This is a genomic window from Thioclava pacifica DSM 10166 (assembly GCF_000714535.1).
GTDB classification, from domain to species: Bacteria; Pseudomonadota; Alphaproteobacteria; order Rhodobacterales; family Rhodobacteraceae; genus Thioclava; species Thioclava pacifica.
In genome coordinates this window covers 261,617-279,108 of record NZ_AUND01000023.1, presented here as the reverse complement: position 1 = coordinate 279,108, position 17,492 = coordinate 261,617, and the positions used below count along the sequence as shown (strand labels likewise).

17 protein-coding genes and 1 tRNA gene are annotated in these 17,492 nt (G+C 62.1%); 9 read left to right on the top strand and 9 right to left on the bottom strand.

What is annotated here, in order from left to right; genetic code table 11:
* Positions 1–10 precede the first annotated feature (10 nt).
* The 4 genes from TP2_RS10605 (at position 11) to pth (ending at position 3,241) form a co-directional block, all read left to right on the top strand.
* Positions 11–1,174, top strand: coding sequence for an alpha-hydroxy acid oxidase (locus TP2_RS10605; RefSeq protein WP_038077103.1), 1,164 nt, complete (start codon positions 11–13; stop codon positions 1,172–1,174).
* Between the two features lie 132 nt (positions 1,175–1,306).
* The gene (locus TP2_RS10600) at positions 1,307–1,933 is read left to right on the top strand and encodes a 50S ribosomal protein L25/general stress protein Ctc (protein WP_038077100.1); all 627 of its coding nucleotides are present in this window, start codon (positions 1,307–1,309) and stop codon (positions 1,931–1,933) included.
* A gap of 169 nt (positions 1,934–2,102) precedes the next feature.
* Positions 2,103–2,453 carry a hypothetical protein gene (locus TP2_RS10595; protein WP_038077098.1) on the top strand — a complete coding sequence of 117 codons (351 nt, stop codon included), beginning with the start codon at positions 2,103–2,105 and terminating at the stop codon, positions 2,451–2,453.
* An 83-nt stretch (positions 2,454–2,536) separates the two neighbouring features.
* Positions 2,537–3,241, top strand: a complete 705-nt coding sequence (gene pth, locus TP2_RS10590; protein ID WP_038077095.1) for an aminoacyl-tRNA hydrolase — start codon at positions 2,537–2,539, stop codon at positions 3,239–3,241.
* A 16-nt stretch (positions 3,242–3,257) separates the two neighbouring features.
* Here pth and TP2_RS10585 read toward each other — a convergent pair whose 3' ends face one another.
* Positions 3,258–3,692 (bottom strand): VOC family protein, encoded by a 435-nt coding sequence (locus TP2_RS10585; RefSeq protein ID WP_038077093.1) that lies wholly within the window; start codon positions 3,690–3,692, stop codon positions 3,258–3,260.
* Between the two features lie 152 nt (positions 3,693–3,844).
* On the opposite strand from TP2_RS10585, the gene thyX reads away from it, so the two are divergent.
* The 3 genes from thyX (at position 3,845) to TP2_RS10575 (ending at position 6,119) form a co-directional block, all read left to right on the top strand.
* Positions 3,845–4,759, top strand: a complete 915-nt coding sequence (thyX, locus tag TP2_RS10580) for an FAD-dependent thymidylate synthase (RefSeq protein ID WP_038077091.1) — start codon at positions 3,845–3,847, stop codon at positions 4,757–4,759.
* Between the two features lie 109 nt (positions 4,760–4,868).
* A complete protein-coding gene (locus TP2_RS18300; protein ID WP_084714169.1) occupies positions 4,869–5,669 on the top strand; it encodes a capsular polysaccharide synthesis protein in 801 nt (266 codons plus the stop codon).
* Positions 5,670–5,705: 36 nt separating this feature from the next.
* Positions 5,706–6,119: a DUF1810 domain-containing protein gene (locus tag TP2_RS10575; RefSeq protein ID WP_038077087.1), complete on the top strand. Its 414-nt coding sequence runs from the start codon at positions 5,706–5,708 to the stop codon at positions 6,117–6,119.
* On the opposite strand, the gene TP2_RS10570 is transcribed toward TP2_RS10575, so the two are convergent.
* The 8 genes from TP2_RS10570 to TP2_RS10535 form a co-directional block, all read right to left on the bottom strand.
* Complete coding sequence (locus TP2_RS10570) at positions 6,108–7,019, bottom strand: ABC transporter permease (protein ID WP_038077083.1); 912 nt, start codon at positions 7,017–7,019, stop codon at positions 6,108–6,110. The two genes, TP2_RS10575 and TP2_RS10570, sit on opposite strands and share 12 nt — an antisense overlap.
* A gap of 10 nt (positions 7,020–7,029) precedes the next feature.
* Positions 7,030–8,289 carry an ABC transporter permease gene (locus tag TP2_RS10565; protein ID WP_038077079.1) on the bottom strand — a complete coding sequence of 420 codons (1,260 nt, stop codon included), beginning with the start codon at positions 8,287–8,289 and terminating at the stop codon, positions 7,030–7,032.
* Between the two features lie 17 nt (positions 8,290–8,306).
* Positions 8,307–8,675 carry a YegJ family protein gene (locus tag TP2_RS10560; RefSeq protein WP_276202130.1) on the bottom strand — a complete coding sequence of 123 codons (369 nt, stop codon included), beginning with the start codon at positions 8,673–8,675 and terminating at the stop codon, positions 8,307–8,309.
* A 178-nt stretch (positions 8,676–8,853) separates the two neighbouring features.
* Positions 8,854–9,930, bottom strand: coding sequence for an ABC transporter substrate-binding protein (locus TP2_RS10555; RefSeq protein ID WP_038077072.1), 1,077 nt, complete (start codon positions 9,928–9,930; stop codon positions 8,854–8,856).
* A gap of 113 nt (positions 9,931–10,043) precedes the next feature.
* The gene (locus TP2_RS10550) at positions 10,044–11,180 is read right to left on the bottom strand and encodes an ABC transporter ATP-binding protein (RefSeq protein ID WP_157617100.1); all 1,137 of its coding nucleotides are present in this window, start codon (positions 11,178–11,180) and stop codon (positions 10,044–10,046) included.
* Between the two features lie 72 nt (positions 11,181–11,252).
* Positions 11,253–13,940: a Hint domain-containing protein gene (locus tag TP2_RS18985; protein WP_038077071.1), complete on the bottom strand. Its 2,688-nt coding sequence runs from the start codon at positions 13,938–13,940 to the stop codon at positions 11,253–11,255.
* 189 nt (positions 13,941–14,129) lie between these two features.
* Positions 14,130–14,216 (bottom strand) — tRNA-Leu (locus tag TP2_RS10540).
* Positions 14,217–14,345: 129 nt separating this feature from the next.
* On the bottom strand, positions 14,346–16,019 hold the full coding sequence (locus tag TP2_RS10535; protein WP_051692475.1) for a peptidoglycan-binding domain-containing protein: 1,674 nt from the start codon (positions 16,017–16,019) through the stop codon (positions 14,346–14,348).
* Positions 16,020–16,220: 201 nt separating this feature from the next.
* Between TP2_RS10535 and lipB the strand changes: the two genes are divergently transcribed.
* The gene (gene lipB / locus TP2_RS10530; protein ID WP_038077068.1) at positions 16,221–16,898 is read left to right on the top strand and encodes a lipoyl(octanoyl) transferase LipB; all 678 of its coding nucleotides are present in this window, start codon (positions 16,221–16,223) and stop codon (positions 16,896–16,898) included.
* A 104-nt stretch (positions 16,899–17,002) separates the two neighbouring features.
* Complete coding sequence (locus TP2_RS10525) at positions 17,003–17,437, top strand: c-type cytochrome (RefSeq protein ID WP_038077065.1); 435 nt, start codon at positions 17,003–17,005, stop codon at positions 17,435–17,437.
* Positions 17,438–17,492: the final 55 nt, after the last annotated feature.

Genomic DNA, 17,492 nt, shown 5'->3' with positions numbered 1-17,492 from the left:
GGAGCATCCCATGCCCGTCATCACCTCCATTGCCGATCTCAAGCGCCTGCACAAACGCCGCACGCCGAAGATGTTCTATGATTACGCCGAAAGCGGCTCCTACACCGAGCAGACCTTCCGCGAGAACACCGAGGATTTCGCTCAGATCCGGCTCAACCAGCGCGTTGCGGTGGACATGACAGGGCGGTCGACGAAATCGACCATGCTGGGTCAGGAGGTCGCGATGCCGGTGGCGCTCGCCCCGGTCGGGCTGACCGGTATGCAGCGCGCCGATGGCGAGATCAAAGCGAACCGCGCGGCGGGGAAGTTCGGCGTGCCCTTCACGCTTTCGACGATGTCGATCTGCTCGATCGAGGATGTGGCGGAGAATTCCGATGCGCCCTTCTGGTTCCAGATCTACACGCTCACCGATGATGATTATAACAAGAAGGTTCTGGCGCGCGCAAAGGCGGCGGGCTGCTCCGCTCTGGTGATCACGGTCGATCTGCAACTGCTGGGCCAGCGGCACAAGGATCTCAAGAACGGCCTCACCGCGCCGCCGAAATTCACCCTGCCGGTGCTGATGGACCTCGCGACCAAATGGCGTTGGGGCATCGAGATGCTGCAAACCAAGCGGCGCTTCTTCGGCAATATCGTTGGCCATGTCGAAAGTGCTGCGGACCCTGCGTCGCTGTCGAGCTGGACCGCGGAGAAATTCGACCAGTCGCTGAACTGGGACCGGATCAAGCAGCTGATGGACATGTGGGGCGGCAAGGTGATCCTGAAGGGCATCCTCACCCCCGAAGATGCCGAGATGGCCGCCGCCACGGGCGCCGACGCGATCGTGGTGTCGAACCATGGCGGGCGCCAGCTCGACGGCGCGCTGAGCTCGATCCGGGTGCTACCTTCGATCGTCTCGGCCGTTGGCGACAAAACCGAGGTGTGGCTCGATAGCGGCATCCGCTCGGGTCAGGATGTGCTTAAAGCGCTGGCGCTTGGGGCGAAGGGCGTGATGATCGGGCGGGCCTATGTGAACGGGCTTGGCGCGATGGGTGAGCAAGGCGTGACCAAGGCGCTTGAGGTGATCCAGAAGGAACTCGACACCTCGATGGCGCTTTGCGGCGAACGCCGGATCGACGCGCTTGGCCGCCATAATGTGCTTCTGCCGAAGGATTTCCTCGACAATTACACCTGATCGAGGCGACTGACTTCGCACCATTTCCCCGAATCCCCTTGCCTTTCGGGGCGATCCGGTCTATCGGCAGCCGTTCTTGGGCCCGACACCCTTGGAGGCGGCCCATCACTTTGACTTATTTGGAGACCAATCATGGCCAAAGAGATCGAAACGATCGAAGCCGTGGCGCGTACGGGGACAGGCAAGGGGGCCGCTCGGCAAGCGCGTCGCGAGGGCTACGTGCCCGGCATCATCTACGGCGACGGCAAAGACCCGCAGCCGATCAACCTCGACTATAACAAGCTGCTCACCCGCCTGCGCAAGGGCCGCTTCATGTCGACCCTGTTCAACCTGACCCTCGAAGGCCAGGAAGATCAGCGCGTGATCTGCCGCGGCGTGCAGAAAGACGTGGTCAAGGACCTGCCGACCCATGTCGACTTCATGCGCACCCACCGCAACTCGCGCATCTCGCTCTTCGTGCATGTCGAGTTCATCAACCACGAGAAAGCTCCGGGCCTCAAGCGCGGCGGTACCCTCGTCGTGGTGCGTCAGGAAGTCGAACTCAACGTTCTCGCGGGCGATATTCCCGAGCAGATCGTGGTCGACCTCGACGGCAAGCAGATCGGTGACACGATCCACATCTCGGACGTGACCCTGCCGGCTGGCGCGAAGCCCACGATCGACCGTGACTTCGTGATCGCCAACGTCGCCCCGCCGAAAGGCTTTGGTGGCGGCTCCTCGGACGAGGAAGAAGGCGAAGAGGCTGCTGCGGAGGAATAATCCTCTTTCGCAGACTGCAACTCTCGATGAAAAAATGAGCAAACGGAGCCCTCGGGCTCCGTTTTTCGTTTTTCTTGTTGTCGAACATTAATTCTCAACTACTTGTGATCTCAAGGATGTCGCGTTCTGCGGTACAAAATGAAAAAAATACACCTATGAGGCGAAATAGATGCAGACACAGGCCATGCAGATCTTTGCAGCCATGACGGCGCTTGCAATTTGCTACAGGGAACGGCGCGGATTCGCGCAGGTTTTCGAAGAGATCAAAGCGCGTCGCTCGGACCGGTCGATCGTGGATCGCATGGTCTGGGGCACGGGTCAGCGCAAATTGCAAACCCCGCCCGCAGATCACAGAGAACCTCCGGTAAGCCGCAAGGAACCGTTGGTCGATCGCCTCATGGAAGAGGTCGCGCGGCGCGAGAAGACAGACGAGGCACATCGCAACTTCTCCGGCGTCTCGATCTCGCGCGTGGCACGGGCGACGATCCGATCCAATGGGCGTGACGACACCCTGCTCTGACACCCCCTTTCCGTTTGCGCCCGCATCCAATATCCCAAAGGGGTGAGGATGACGCCGACGCGCAATGATGAGAAAGGTGGCGGATGCAACTCTGGGTGGGTCTCGGGAATCCGGGCGCAAAATATGCCGGGAACCGGCACAATATCGGGTTCATGGCGCTTGACCGGATCGCCGCGGATCACGGCTTCGGCCCGTGGCGCGCGAAATTTCAGGGACAGGTGAGCGAGGGGCGCTTCGGCTCGACCCGGGTGGTGCTGTTGAAACCCGAAACCTTCATGAACTTGTCGGGACAATCTGTGCGCGCGGCGGCCGATTTCTATAAGGTCGAGCCCTCCGACATTACCGTTTTCCATGACGAGCTGGACCTCGCCCCGGGAAAATGCCGCCTCAAGCAGGGCGGAGGTCACGCGGGCCATAACGGATTACGCTCGATCCATCAGCATATTAGCCCCGATTACGCGCGGGTGCGTCTCGGCATTGGGCATCCCGGCCACAAAGATCGGGTGGCGGGCTATGTGCTCAATGACTTCCCGAAGGCGGAACAGGAGATGCTCGACGATCTGCTGCGGGGGCTCTCCGACGGGGCTCCGGCACTGGCTGCGGGCGAGGGGTCAAAATTCCTCAATGCGGTGAGCCTGCGCGTCGCCCCCCCGCGGTCCTCGACAGGCACGAAAGCACCCGAGAAGACCGACGTCCCTGCCCCGCAACAAGCGGCCACGCAAAAGAAAGAGGCTGCGGAAGACACTCGCAGCCCCTTCGACAAGCTCAAGGATCACTTCCGCAAGTGATCCGGGCGCGTCTCCCTCACCAGTGTCCGGTGTTTTCCATGCTGGCCCATGGCTCCTGTGCAGGCAGCGCATCGCCCATCTGCAACAGCTCCACCGAGATATTGTCAGGCGAGCGCACGAAGGCCATGTGCCCGTCGCGCGGCGGCCGGTTGATCGTCACGCCGTTGTCCATCAGGTGCTGGCACATCTCGTAGATATTCTCGACCCGGTAGGCGAGATGCCCGAAATGGCGGCTGTCCGAGGGCAGCCCGGTATCGCCGTCCCAGTTCCAGGTCAGCTCCAGATCGGCGCGCCCGTCCTCCTGGCCCGGCGGGCAAAGGTAGACCAGCGTGAAGCGGCCCTGCTCGCTCTCGTAGCGCTTGCGCTCCTTCAAGCCGAGCAGTTCATAGAAAGCGATGGATTTCTCGAGATCGAGCACGCGAACCATCGTGTGCAGATATTCGATTTTCATCGGTTGGGGTCTCCTCATGTCTTGGCGTCCCCCCGAGGATAGCCCACCACCGCGCCCGGGCAAGAAGAAGGATTTATCCACAGGATATGGCGGTTCCTAGAGCGCACCATCGCAGATATAGTAAATCCGATTCGAGAGCTGCGGAGGATGAAATGGCGCTTACCCCGGAACAGAAAGCCGAGATCGAGGCGCAGCGCGCCGAGACGCAAATGACCGCGCGGGCGGTCTCGCCGGGGATGGAGAAGCGCCTCTATACCGCCCATGAGGTGCTCGATCACGGGCTGGTCCGCGTCATCGACTATATGGGCGACGATGCCGCGATCTGTCAGGCCGCGCGCGTCTCCTATGGCCGCGGCACCAAGGCGGTGAGCAACGATACCGGGCTGATCCGCTACCTGATGCGCCACTGGCACTCGACCCCGTTCGAGATGTGCGAGGTCAAGTTCCACGTCAAACTGCCGGTCTTCGTCGCCCGCCAATGGATCCGCCACCGCACCGCGAACGTCAACGAATACTCCGCGCGCTACTCGATCCTCGACCGTGAATTCTACATCCCCGCCCCCGATCAGCTCGCCGCGCAATCGACGGTGAACAACCAGGGCCGCGGCGCGGTGCTGGAAGGCGCCGAGGCCGCCCGCGTGCTCGACATCCTGCGCGAGGACGCGATGCGCGCCTATGACCATTACGAGGACATGCTGACCCCGGACGAGGACGCGGGCAAACAGGGCCTCGCGCGCGAGCTGGCGCGGATGAACCTGCCCGCGAATGTCTACACGCAGTGGTATTGGAAGATCGACCTGCACAACCTCTTCCACTTCCTGCGCCTGCGCGCCGACCACCACGCGCAATACGAGATCCGCGTCTATGCCGAGGTGATGTGCGATATCGTAAAGGACTGGGTGCCCGCCGCCTATTCGGCCTTCGAGGATTACCGTCTGGGCGGGGTGAACCTGTCAGGCAAGTCGGTGGAACTGCTCAAGCGCCGTCTCGCCGGTGAGGTGGTCACGCAGGAGAACTCCGGCATGAGCAAGGGCGAGTGGCGTGAGTTTGTGGAGGTTTGGGGGTAAGCCATGGCTTTTCGCCAACGAGGATCCGCACGCGCTGTGTTGTTCCTGAGCTCCGCTTTTCCAGTTTATCGTGTTGTCAGCTCTGGCTTTTCTTGGTGAGAATTCTGCGATGGCAATCTACTCGCTATGGTATCAGGGATTTGAGCAGGCGCCCGAGATGATCCAGCGTCTGCATCGGATCTGGCAGGAGACCCACGGTATCAGAGAGGTCAAACTCCTCGCTGGCGCCGAAGCGGATGATCTGATTGCTGCTGAAGGCATCGATCCGTCGAATCTGTCCATGCAAATCCGGTCAGACCTCCTGCGATTGATCCTTCTGGCGGATCGGGGTGGTGTATGGGTAGACGCAACCCTGTTGCCTTCGGCACGATTGGACAGTTGGCTGCCCAATGCGCTGGGACCATCGGGCTTCTTCGCCTATTTTAACGAGAATCCAGATCGATTGATTTCAAGTTGGTTTCTTGCTGCGCATGAAGGGAATCCGCTGGTGCGTCATTGGCGCGATCAGTTCGTGGATTATCTAAAAACCCCTCGCAAGTTGAATAAGACTGCGCCGATTTGGGCACGTCTATCACAGGAACTCCGGCGCGCTATCAATCCCGCTTCATTTGCAAGCAAGCAAGCCGCAACACGGACAAAATACTACCCCTACTTCATTCTCCATTATCACTTCGATTATCTCCTCCGAAAAAATCCTGTCTCGGCTGAAATCTGGAAGAACACCCCCAAACTGTCCGGAAAACCCGGCGGCAGACTGAAATCCGCGTGCAATTCAGCCAAAGGCGATCTCGACATGTCGACGATGTCTTCGTTGTTCTATTCGGCCCCCGTCCATAAGCTGAATTGGCGAAAGCCGGAGATGTTTGCAAAAATTCTCGATTTTGCCGAAGCCGAGTTTGGGATAGCCTAAGAGGCGAGCCATTACACAAGAAGCGGGCGCATCTTCATGACCCAACGCTTCCACGCCCCCCAGGCCCGCGACTTCCCCACCGCTCTGGCGGAGCTTCGCCAAGGTCGCAAGACCACCCATTGGATCTGGTGGATCTTCCCGCAACTGGCCTCGCTCGGGCGCTCTCCGCGCGCGCGGGACTACGGGATCGCGGATCTCGGTGAAGCGCGGGACTATCTCGCCGACCCGGTGCTACGGGCGCGGTTGGTGGAGGCGTCGGAGGCGGTGCTGACCCACGCGGACACGCCGATCGAGGAGATCATGGGACCGGTCGATGCGCTGAAGCTGCGCTCCTGCGCGACGTTGTTCGAGGCCGCCTCAAATGGAAAGGAGCCGGTGTTCACCCGGCTCCTTGAAACGTTCTACGAGGGCGAGCGTTGCCCATTGACGCTGGACGCCTTAGCCCGGTGACATCCCGCGCAGCTTCTCGGAGCGGCGGCGCAGCAATTCCACCGTGGTCAGAAGCGCGATCGACACGAAGACGAGGATCGTGGCCACGGCGAGGATCGCGGGTGAGATCTGCTCGCGGATACCGTTCCACATCTGACGCGGGATCGTCTGCTGGTCGTAGCCCGCCACGAAGAGCACCACCACCACTTCGTCGAACGAGGTCACGAAGGCAAACAGTGCGCCCGAGACCACGCCCGGCAGAATGAGCGGCATGACGATCTTGAAGAAGGTCGTGCGCGGATCGGCCCCGAGGTTCGCGGCCGCGCGGCTGAGCGAGTGGTCAAAGCCCACCAGAGTCGCCGTCACCGTGATGATCACGAAGGGAATGCCCAAGGTCGCGTGGGCCATAATGATACCGGGATAGGTATGGGCGAGACCGGTCTTCGAGTAGAAGAAGAACAGCCCCGTCGCGGTGATGATGATCGGCACGATCATCGGCGAGATCAGCACCGCCATCACGGCGCGGCGGAAGGGCATCTCAGGGCGCGACAGGCCAAGAGCTGCGAGCGTGCCCAGCACAGTCGCGAGGATCGTCGAGAAGAAACCGATGATGATCGAGTTCTTCGCCACGTCGATCCAGGTCGCGTGATGCCAAACATCCATCCACCAAGACCAACCGCGCTCGGCCTGCGGCTCCTGCATCCCGAAGGTCAGCAGCATGTCATACCAGCGCATCGAATAGCCGGACGGATCGAAGCTGAGCATCTTCTCCGTGAAGGTGAAATAGGGCTCCGCGTTGAAGGACAGCGGAATGATCACGATGATCGGCGCGATCAGGAAGAAGAAGATCAGGCCACAGATCACCAGATAGGTGTAGTGCCATGTTCTTTCGAGCGGGCTTGCATATGCGGGAACGGCCATGTGTCTCTCCTCAGCCCAGCTTCATGTTGTCGATGCCCACCAGCCGGTCATAGAGCCAGTAGAGGATGATAACGCCGCCCAGCAGAAGCGAGGCAAGTGCGGCGGCCAACGACCAGTTGAGCGATTTTTGCATGTGGAAGGCGATCATGTTCGAGATCAGCTGACCATCGGCGCCACCAACAAGGGCGGGGGTGATGTAGTAGCCAACCGACAGGATGAACACGAGAAGCGCACCTGCACCGATCCCCGGCAGGGTCTGCGGCAGGTAAATGCGGCGGAACGCGGTCCAGGAGGTCGCGCCGAGGCTGCGGGCTGCGCGCACATAGCTGACCGGGATGGTCCGCATCACCGAATAGAGCGGCAGTACCATGAAGGGCAGCAGGATGTGTGTCATCGCGACGATCGTGCCGGTCTTGTTGTACATCATCTCGAGGCGGCCGTTGTCGCTGACAATTCCCAGCCAGACCATGATGTCATTGAGAACGCCTTGCTGTTGGAGCAGCACCATCCATGAGGTCGTGCGCACCAGCAGCGAGGTCCAGAACGGCAGCAGCACGAAGATCATCAGCAGGTTCGATTTCGCCAGTGGCAGCGAGGCCAGCAGATGCGCGATCGGGAAGGCGAGGATCATGCAGAGCACGGTGATGACCAGAGACAGGATCGCCGTCCGCATGAAAAGCGTACCGTAGATCGAACGCGTCTCATCGACCGAGACGATGTTGTCGTCCTTGTCGCGGGTCATATCGAGCGCGGCGAGGTAGAAGTCGATGGTGTAGGGATGCGATGCGGAGCGCATCGCGCGCCACAGGTTGGGATCGCTCCAGCCCTCGTTGATGTCGAGGATCGCTTCCTTGTAGGGCGGCTCGAGCTTGTCAGCCTTGCGCGCCGTCGAGGTGAACAGCGAGCGCGTACCGGCAACGTCATAGTTGATCCGGGTGCCGGCTTCGCCCTGCGTACGGTTCGCCTTCATCTCCTTGAGATCGGCCGCAAGCGCGGCATAGGCGCTCTCGTCGATGGGCGTACCAAGCGGATGCTCAGAGAACCATTGGCCAAGCGCCGGGGCGTTCTTCGAGAAACTGTCGTTATAGACCGACTGGAGCAGCATCTGCCCGATCGGCACCACGAAGGTGATCAGGACGAACAGGAACAGCGGTGCGACCAGCAGGAAGGCGCGTCGCTTCGCCCGCGCCTGAGATTTCGCCAGCGCCTTCTTGAGCGGCAGGCCGTCGGCTGTTCTCAGCTCTGTTGGTTCCATCGTGGCGTCGCTCATTATCTCTCCTTTGCCGCTCAGGGCAGCGGGGCCAGAATCGCGCGCAGACGCGCCGCCTGATCCTGGGGTATCTCGGGCAGCATCACCCGGGTCGTGTAATTACCATGGAGCTTGCCGTCGCGGCGGTAGCTCCAATCCGAAATCTGATCGGGCGAGAAGGTGATTTCGTCACCGACATGGCCCTCGAAATAGACCGCCTCATTGACGAGCTCTGCCGTGATCTCGGTCGATGAGATCGAGACCGGCGCAGTCCAGATATGCTCGCGCCCGTTGCCGGGCGTGTCGATGCCCGCCTTGAGGAGGAAGTCTTCACCCTCGCGCGCACGGATCGCACCAAGGAAGGCGGTCGAATAGCTCTCGCGGGCGGCTGCCATTGCAGCGTTCATCTGCGCGTCACTCGTCGCGTACCCCACAACCGGATCCCCGGCCCGGACCACCTGCGGCGCGAAGGGCACCGTAAGGCAGAGGCAGACGGATAAAATCCGGAGGGTCGACATCGCCAGACGCTTCCTTACGCGAGAAGAAGTCGGGCCGCGCGAGAGGATCGCGCGGCCCGGTTTGGCATCAGCCGGCGAGCCAGGCGTTGAAGCGCTCGCTCAGCTCGGTGTCGTGGTCAGCCCAGAACTCGGAGTCGTTGACCAGAGCGTTGGTCAGGTTGTCCGGCGAGGTGGGCATGTGCGGACCCATCTCGGTCTTGCCGTCCTGATACATGCCGACCATCGGAGCCGAGGACTTACGTGCCGGGCCGTAGGAGATCCACTTCGCCTGGTTGGCGAGCTGCGCGGTCTCGGTGGCGAACTTCAGGTAAGCCTTCGCGGCGTCCATATTCGGCGCGCCTTTCGGGATCACGAAGAAGTCGAAGTCCATCAGCTGACCGTCCCAGACGATCTTGAAGGGCTGGCCTTCAGCGACCTCTGCGTTGAAGATACGGCCGTTATAGGCGGTCGACATCACAACTTCGCCATCGGCGAGAAGCTGCGGCGGCTGCGCACCGGCGTCCCACCACACGACATCGCTCTTGATCTTGTCGAGCTCGGCGAAAGCCTTGTCCACACCTTCCGGGGTGGCCAGTTCCTTGTAGACATCCGCTGCCGGGACGCCCGCGCCCATCAGAGCGAATTCCAGCGTGCCCTTGGCCGATTTGCGCAGACCGCGCTTGCCCGGATATTTCGCGGTGTCGAAGAAGTCCGCGATGGTGGCGGGCGAGCCGTCAACCTTCGAGGTGTTGTAGGCCATCACGGTCGACCACACGATGTTCGCAACACCGCAATCGGTGAAGGAACCATCGATGAAGTCTTCCGAAGCCGGAGTTCCGTCGGGCGCAGCGGCCAGATCGGTGTCCGGGTCGATCGGCTCGAGCAGACCTTCGTCGCACAGACGGATCGCGTCGGATTTCTCGACGTCGGCCACATCGACCGAAACGTTGCCCGCTTCAACCTGCGCCTTGATCGGGGTCGCCGGGTTATCGGCGGCTTCCATGTTCACGTCGATGCCGGTCGATTCGGTGAAGGGCTTGTTATAGGCCTCGACCTGGCTCTTCTCGTAAGCGCCGCCCCAGGAAAGGACGGTCACGCTTTCCGCCTGTGCGGCGGCGGCGGTGAAGCCAGCAAGCGCGGTGCTCAGGATCAGAAGTTTCTTCATTCTTGGTTACTCCCAGTTGGTTTAGTCTGTTGTTGTCTCGACGTTTCGTCGATTGGCCGCCTTCGGGCGGCGGATCAGGGCGCGCGGGTCGCACGCGCCCGGAATGCTGTGGCTCACATCGGATCGAGCGCGCGGGCGTCCTGAGGGTGCCAGCCGATCTTGACCGTATCACCTTCCTTGAGGCGCACCTGATCGAGCGTATTGCGCGATTTCATCACGAAATCATCCGATCCCGCAACACGCATGCGCGTGCGAAGAATATCGCCCATGTAGATCACCTCGAGCACCTCGGCGTTGATCGTATGGGCGCCCGAGGGCATCATCTCGGGTTTGAACTCGACGCGCTCGGGGCGGATCGAGACCAGCGTGTCCTGACCGGCTTCGCGGATATTGACCGCGGTGGCGTCGATCAGTTCACCGGTACTCAGCCGCACCGTACAGCCGTCGCCGTCGAGGGTCTCGACCTTGCCCGGCAGCTTGTTGTTCTCGCCAATGAACTGCGCGACGAAGCTGTTCTGCGGCCGCTCGTAAAGTTCATCGGGCGGCGCGAGCTGCTGAATGCGGCCATCGTTGAACACGGCGACGCGGTCCGACATGGTGAGCGCTTCGCCCTGGTCGTGGGTCACGTAGACCACGGTGATGCCAAGGCTTTCATGCAGGTGCTTGATCTCGAACTGCATATGCTCACGCAACTGCTTGTCGAGTGCGCCAAGCGGCTCATCCATGAGGACCAGCTCGGGATCGAACACCAGCGCGCGGGCCAGAGCGATCCGCTGTTGCTGGCCACCCGAAAGCTGTGCCGGCCGTCGATTGATGAAAGTGCCCATCTGGACCATGTCGAGCGCGCGCTTGACCTTGGTCTCGCGCTCGTCCTTGCCCATGCCCCGCACTTCGAGCGGGAAGGCGAGGTTCTCGCCAACCGTCATGTGCGGGAAGAGTGCGTAGTTCTGGAACACCATGCCGATCCCGCGCTTGTGCGGCGGAACCATGTTGATGTTGCGGCCATCCAGCCGGATCTCGCCATTGGTCGCGGTCTCGAAACCGGCCAGCATCATCAGGCAAGTTGTCTTGCCCGACCCCGACGGCCCCAACATGGTGAGAAACTCACCCTTGCCGATCGAGAGATTGAGATCCTTCACGACGAGCGTCTCGCCGTCATAGCTTTTCTGCACGCGGTCGAATACGACGAATCCTTCGCCGTCAGCTGCGTTGGTCAAAGCGGGCTCCCCGTTGTTTTTGTCTTTGGTCATTTCCCGTGCATGTGACTAAAGCAAGGGCAATTCTGGATTTCAACCCGGAATCCAAAAACTCCGAACATATGCCTATCGCAGCACAGAACCGCCCGAAAAACCGCCGCTTTGCGGCATTTGCCGCGCAACTAGCGACCATTTCCTGCACTTGTCGCGCGTAACTTGACGCGAGGTCACCTTCGGGCAAGCGGAGGGACCGTAGACGGATTCAACCTCTGCGGAAGCCCAGTGCACCAGCGCCAGACGGGGATAGACTCGGAATAGCGCCGCGAGTTGATCCGGGGGAAGCGCACCAAGCGCCTGTCGCCCGGGCCAGAAGCTTTCGACCCATACGCCCTCGGCGCGCACCAGCGCATGGCGCGGCAGAAGAAGATGGTGATAGCGCGCGGTGCGACGCCCCTGCATAACCCGCGCACCGCCCCAGCCTGTCGCCGCCAGATGGCGCGCCCGGACCAGCGCCCCGCCCTCTTCGGAAACATAGAGACAATGCTGGCCCGACAGCCGCAGCGGACGGGAATTGCCGAATGCCTCCGCCCGGATCTCGACCGGGCGGAGGCGGGTATCCGCGCGCAACTGACTTTCCGTTACCGCCCGCAGCCCATGCCAGAGCACGGGTTGCGCAGGCCCGTCGCGGGTGATGACCAGATCGCCCGGACACAACGCTTCGACCTTGCGCGGCCCGCGCGGCGTCTCGATCTCGGTGCCTTCGAGGAAACAGGGGATTCCCATCGCAAAAAGCTGTGGCGCGGTGGAGACCTCTTCGGGACTGACCCCGATCAGGGTCACGCTTTCGCCATTGGGGAAGCTGAGAATCGCATTTCCCGAGGCATCGGCGCTTACGCTGACATCCCAGGCATTGACCGGCGCCCCCGTGGCATCGGTAAGATCCGTCACGTCGAGTTGATCGGTGGTAAAACCCGACCCGTCATCGCTCATGTCGAAATCGGTGATCGTGTCGGCCCCGCCGCCATCCGCGAAGACGAGCGTGTCCGCTCCGTCGCCGCCCGAGAGCATGTCATCCTGGGCCGAGCCGATCAGCGTATCATCGCCGCCCCCTGCCGCGATCGAGACGCCCGTCGCCGCGTCACTGGCATCGAACCTGTCGGCGGCGGCAGTCCCCTGGATCGCCTCGACTTCCCAGAAATAGCTGAGCGTCGTGCCGCCGTCATAGCTGATCGTGCCGCTTTCCCACCCGGTCCAGACGACATCGGCACCGCCACCAATGAGCCTGATTGTATCCCAGTCATCCCCACCCTCACCGCCATAGATCGAACTGGCGCCGTCGGTTTCGTAGAGAAGGAAAGTATCGGCATCGTCGCCGCCATGCAGCTCATCTGCCCCGTCACCGCCCCAGAGCGTGTCGGCGCCGGCGGCCCCCTGTAGCGTGTCATCGCCCGTGCCACCGGTGATGAGGTCATCGCCCTCGCCCGCCCAGATCGTATCCGCGCCCGCGCCGCCCGACAGCGTATCATCTCCCGCACCGCCGGTGATCGTGTCATCGCCGCCGCCGCCTTCGAGATAGACGCTGGCGTTGCTCGCGGATGCGTCGAGCAAATCGGAAAGCGCGCTGCCGGTGATCCCTTCGATCTCCGAGAAATCGACCCGCTCGGCGCCAGCCGTGACGCTTCCGCTTTCGTCCCCCCCGTAGATCGCGGTGATGCCGGTCGTCGTGACTGCGCTGAAATCGAGCTGGTCGAAATCGGTGCCGCTGGTGACCGTCTCTCCGCCCAGGACGACGTCAACGCCCCAGCCGTCATCGAAGAAGAACGTGTCGTCATCCGCCCCGCCCAGAAGCAGGTCATTGCCGCCATCGCCCCAGAGCGTGTCTGCGCCATCGCCGCCCGACACGGTATCATCGCCCGCATCGCCATGCAGCGAATCCTCGCCGCCCTCGCCTAGAATGGAATCGTTGCCATCCCCACCCGAGAGCGTGTCATTGCCCGCGCCGCCAAGCAGCGTGTCATTGCCGCCCTCGCCGAAAATCAGATCATTGTCGTCACCACCCTCGACGTAATCATCGCCTCCCCCGGCCCAGATCGTGTCATCCCCGGAACCGCCATAGATCGTGTCCCGGTAGTCGTATGCGACCCCGGAGGCATCGTCGATCAGGTCATTTCCGGCCCCACCATGGACGAGATCGCCATCGGTCCCGCTGGCGCCGCCGGTGCCGTAATAGATGACATCATCGCCATCGCCGCCGTCGATCGTATCCGCCCCGGCGCCCGCTGAGATCGTGTCATCAAGCGCGCCGCCCTGAAGCGAGTCCGCATAAATCCCGCCCTCGATGTAATTCGGATCATCGGGATCGTAGCTGGCAGACACGATCGAACTATAGGCCGGACCGGTCGTGATATTGGTGACGGCCGTGACCTCATAGGTGACGCCGGGCTGGAGCGGCGCGCTCGTCACCTCGCCGACGACGACACCGTTCACCTCGAGAATATAGACCTGGATCGAACTGCCATCGGGCGCGGAGAGCGTGATGGAACTCTCGATATAGACCTTGCCCGACGCGATCACTGATCCATCAGGATTGGTAACGGTGACATATTGGTTTGAGTCGTTGCCGACCTCGTCGGCAAGTAGATCGCTGTCGCCCGAAAGATTGGGGTCGTCATCGGTGAAGGTGAAGGTGCGGCTCGACTCGTCGACATCCCAGGAGGGATCGATCATCAATCGAGAGCCAACGACGACGGTTGAGCCGCCGCCCTCGACGATGAAGTTATCACCGTAATAGCCTGTGAAGACGTAAGTCGCCATCCACCGATAGCCCCAAAAAGGCCCGCCCTCGTGGCAGGCTCACCCGGAGCCACTTTGGGGCGCGGTTCTTCAAGACGCGGTTAATAAAGGCGCGAAACTCGGGAGCATTTGTTTCAAACACGTCCGAATGGCGATGGGGGGACGAAAACGACAAAGCCCGGGCACTTGGCCCGGGCTCTGTCGGATGAATGGTGCGGTCGAGAAGACTCGAACTTCCACGGGAGTTACCCCACAGCGACCTCAACGCTGCGCGTCTACCAATTCCGCCACGACCGCACTGTCTTGGCTTGGTGTGGCGCGTATTAGCCAAAGGCCGGGGGGAAGAAAAGGGGGTATTTCGGGATTGCCGCGAATTTTTCGCCCCGTGTGAGCGCGGGCCGAGTTTCCCCGGCCCGCGTGCCATGCTCATTGCGGCGCGGCGGTCTCGATCAGCGCTGCGGCCTTGGACGCAAAGCCCGAAAGAGCCGCGGCAGGACCAGAGGCGGGCTTGGGGGCGGCGCTCGCATCGGCGCGGCCATTCATCATCAGCGCAGCCTTGTGGATCAGGCTATTCCGCTCGGGCTGGCCCGGTGCGAAGACCGGCGTGGCCTTGATCCCTGATTCGTACCACCCCAGCGCCAGATCGGGCCGTTCCTCGGTACCGATCCCCTGCATCAGGTGATGGCCGACAAGCTCGTCATAGCCGCCCTCGCCGATCGCGCCGAGCACGAGCGCCGAGCCCAGCGCAACGGGCATGTCATCGGTGCGGTAGCCGACCGAAAGGCAGACCTTGGCCGTGCCCGATAGCTGAGCGGGGCTCATGCCCGAGCTGGCAACGAAGCCCTTCACCTTCTCGATCATCGCGGGCTGCGGGGTGGACCCTACCGCCGCGACCTCGTCTGAAAGCAGCGCGCCGAAATCGCTGCATTGCGCCGCGATCTGCTCGGGGGTGAATCCGGTGATCTTCGCGGCCATCGCCTCGCCCTCGTCGATCGCATAGCCCCGCGCGAGGCAGAATTGCTCGCCCAGCGCCTGCTCCGGATCGGTCAGGCTTGCCTCGGTGAGGAACCCCCCGTTCGAAGATGTCACCAGCCCGACCTTCGCGCAGTAGGAGGCCAGCGAGACCGGGACCGGTTCGGGCATCGCCGCGAAGGACGGCATCGCTGGAGCCGGTTGCGCGGCCAGTTGCGTGCCAAAGGAAGGCGCCTGTGGCTGCGGCTGCGGGGCCACCGCCATCGTCGTGGGCGGCAGGCTCGCCGTCGGGGTGGCGCTGCCAGTCATCTGGCACGCGCCCGCCTGGCAGGTGAACATCGCCGGCGTCGCGTTATATGCTTGGAAGTCGTTGCGCGCGAAACCGCTCGGGGTCGAGGCGAAGACCCGCACCGCACAGCTCTTGTCATTGCACCAGAAGCCCGGACCAAGGACCGACGTGTCGAGCAGGTAATCGGTCCGCCCGTCATTGTTCAGATCCGCCAGCTGCACGAAGCCCGACCGCGCGATCAGTTGCTGCGGCTCGACGTTGGAGCTGCGCGCGATCTCGTAGACCGCTTCGGAGATCTGCGGCGGCAGCCCCCCGATCGAGCCGCCCGCATAGGTCGCTCCGCCAGTGCCCAACATCTGCGCCCGCGTCTCGAGAAGCAGTCCCCGCATGCCCTGCGGATGGGTCGAGATCGTCTGCGTCACTGCGGAGCCCCCCAACATCGCCTTCTGATAGGCAGTGGTTAGGATGGTACGCTCCATATCATTGAGCTGCCCGGTGATCGGGAATTCCATGAAGGCCTGATATTGCGAAATCCCGGCACGCGATTTGGGCCCGAGCGAGCCATCTGGCCTTCCGACATTCCAGCCGAAATGGTTGAGCGCGACCTGTACCTCGCGGTTGGCCTCGCGCTGCGCCGAGGACACGCGCGGCGCGGTATAGGTGCGCGTGGTCGTGGTGCGGCGCTGGTTGCTGCGATTCGCCTCGTTCACGATCGCGCCGCCGATGATGCCGCCGATCACGCCACCTACGATATCTGACCCGCCCGCGAGCGCTGGCGCGCCAGGCCCGCCCGTGACCATAAGCACGGCAAGCCCCGTCAACAGAAACTTGTGTTTCATCCCTGAACCCTCCAATCAATATCTTCCGGTTTTGCCTGTCGCCCCGCAGTTCCCACTCTTCGACTGCGCGATAGGTCCGACCCTGAAAACGGTCGGTGCGGTGGCGGCGACCTCACGAATGGGTGAAGTCTGCGCCCTAAGTCGCATCGCGGGCAAGAAATATTGATGTTGGGTAAGGAATTCCCGCGCTGGAGGTTAAGAATGGTTGAATGGCGCATCAGCGAGACCCCCGTCCCTTACGAGGAGGCGCTCGCCTTCATGGAGCACCGTGTCGCGCAGATCGCCGCCGGCGAGGCTGACGAAATGGTCTGGCTCCTTGAACATCCGCCGCTTTACACCGCGGGCACCTCAGCCAAGCGCGAGGATCTCGTCGATCCCGACCGTTTCCCGGTCTACGAGGCCGGGCGCGGCGGGCAATACACCTATCACGGGCCGGGCCAGCGCATCGCCTATGTCATGCTTGATCTCAACAAGCGCGGGCGTGACGTACGCTGCTTCGTGCGCAGGCTCGAGGATTGGGTGATCGCGGCGCTGGCCGAGTTCAATGTGAAAGGGGAGATCCGTGACGGGCGCGTCGGCGTCTGGGTGACCCGACCGGACAAGCCCAAGGCGGCCGATGGAACGCTGCGCGAGGACAAAATCGCCGCGATAGGGGTGAAGCTGCGCAAGTGGGTAAGCTTTCACGGAATCTCGATCAATCTCGAACCCGAACTCGAACATTTCAGCGGAATCGTGCCCTGTGGAATCCGTGACCACGGGGTCACCAGCCTGGTCGATCTCGGCATTCCCGCGACGATGGTCGACCTTGACGTTGCGTTGCGTGCGACATTCGACCGCACACTTGGCGATTCCTCACGCACAAACACAGAAAGTTGCTGACAACTCCCCGTTCACACATGTTACAACGCCTTTCAAGGCAGCGTGACTGCCCGTGAAGGCGAGGTCGGGAGGACCTGCGCCAACGCAAAAACAAAGAGGACGCGATGAAACTCAGCCTGATTGCCACGATCGCCGCAGTCTCCCTGGCCGCTCCCGCCTTCGCGCAGGACGCCGCCAAGGGCGAAAAAGAATTCAAGAAGTGCAAGGCCTGCCACTCGATTGTTGCCCCGGACGGGACGGCGATCTTCAAGGGCGGCAAGGTCGGCCCGAACCTCTATAACGTCATCGGCCGTCCGGTCGCGTCGGAAGAGGGCTTCAGCTACAAAGACGGCATCAAGGAATATGCCGCGACCGGCGCGGTCTGGACCGAAGAGTTGATCGCAGAATACATCACCGATCCCTCGAAATTCCTCGAGGAAAAGACCGGCGACCCCAAAGCGAAGTCGGGCATGAGCTACAAGCAGAAGAAGGATCAGGCGGATGTCGCCGCCTATCTCGGCTCTGCGGACGTTTCGCCGGACAACCCGGCCAACAAGTAATCCGCAAGCTGCGGAGAACAGATCGAGGCGGGCCCGACGGCCCGCCTTTTGCGTT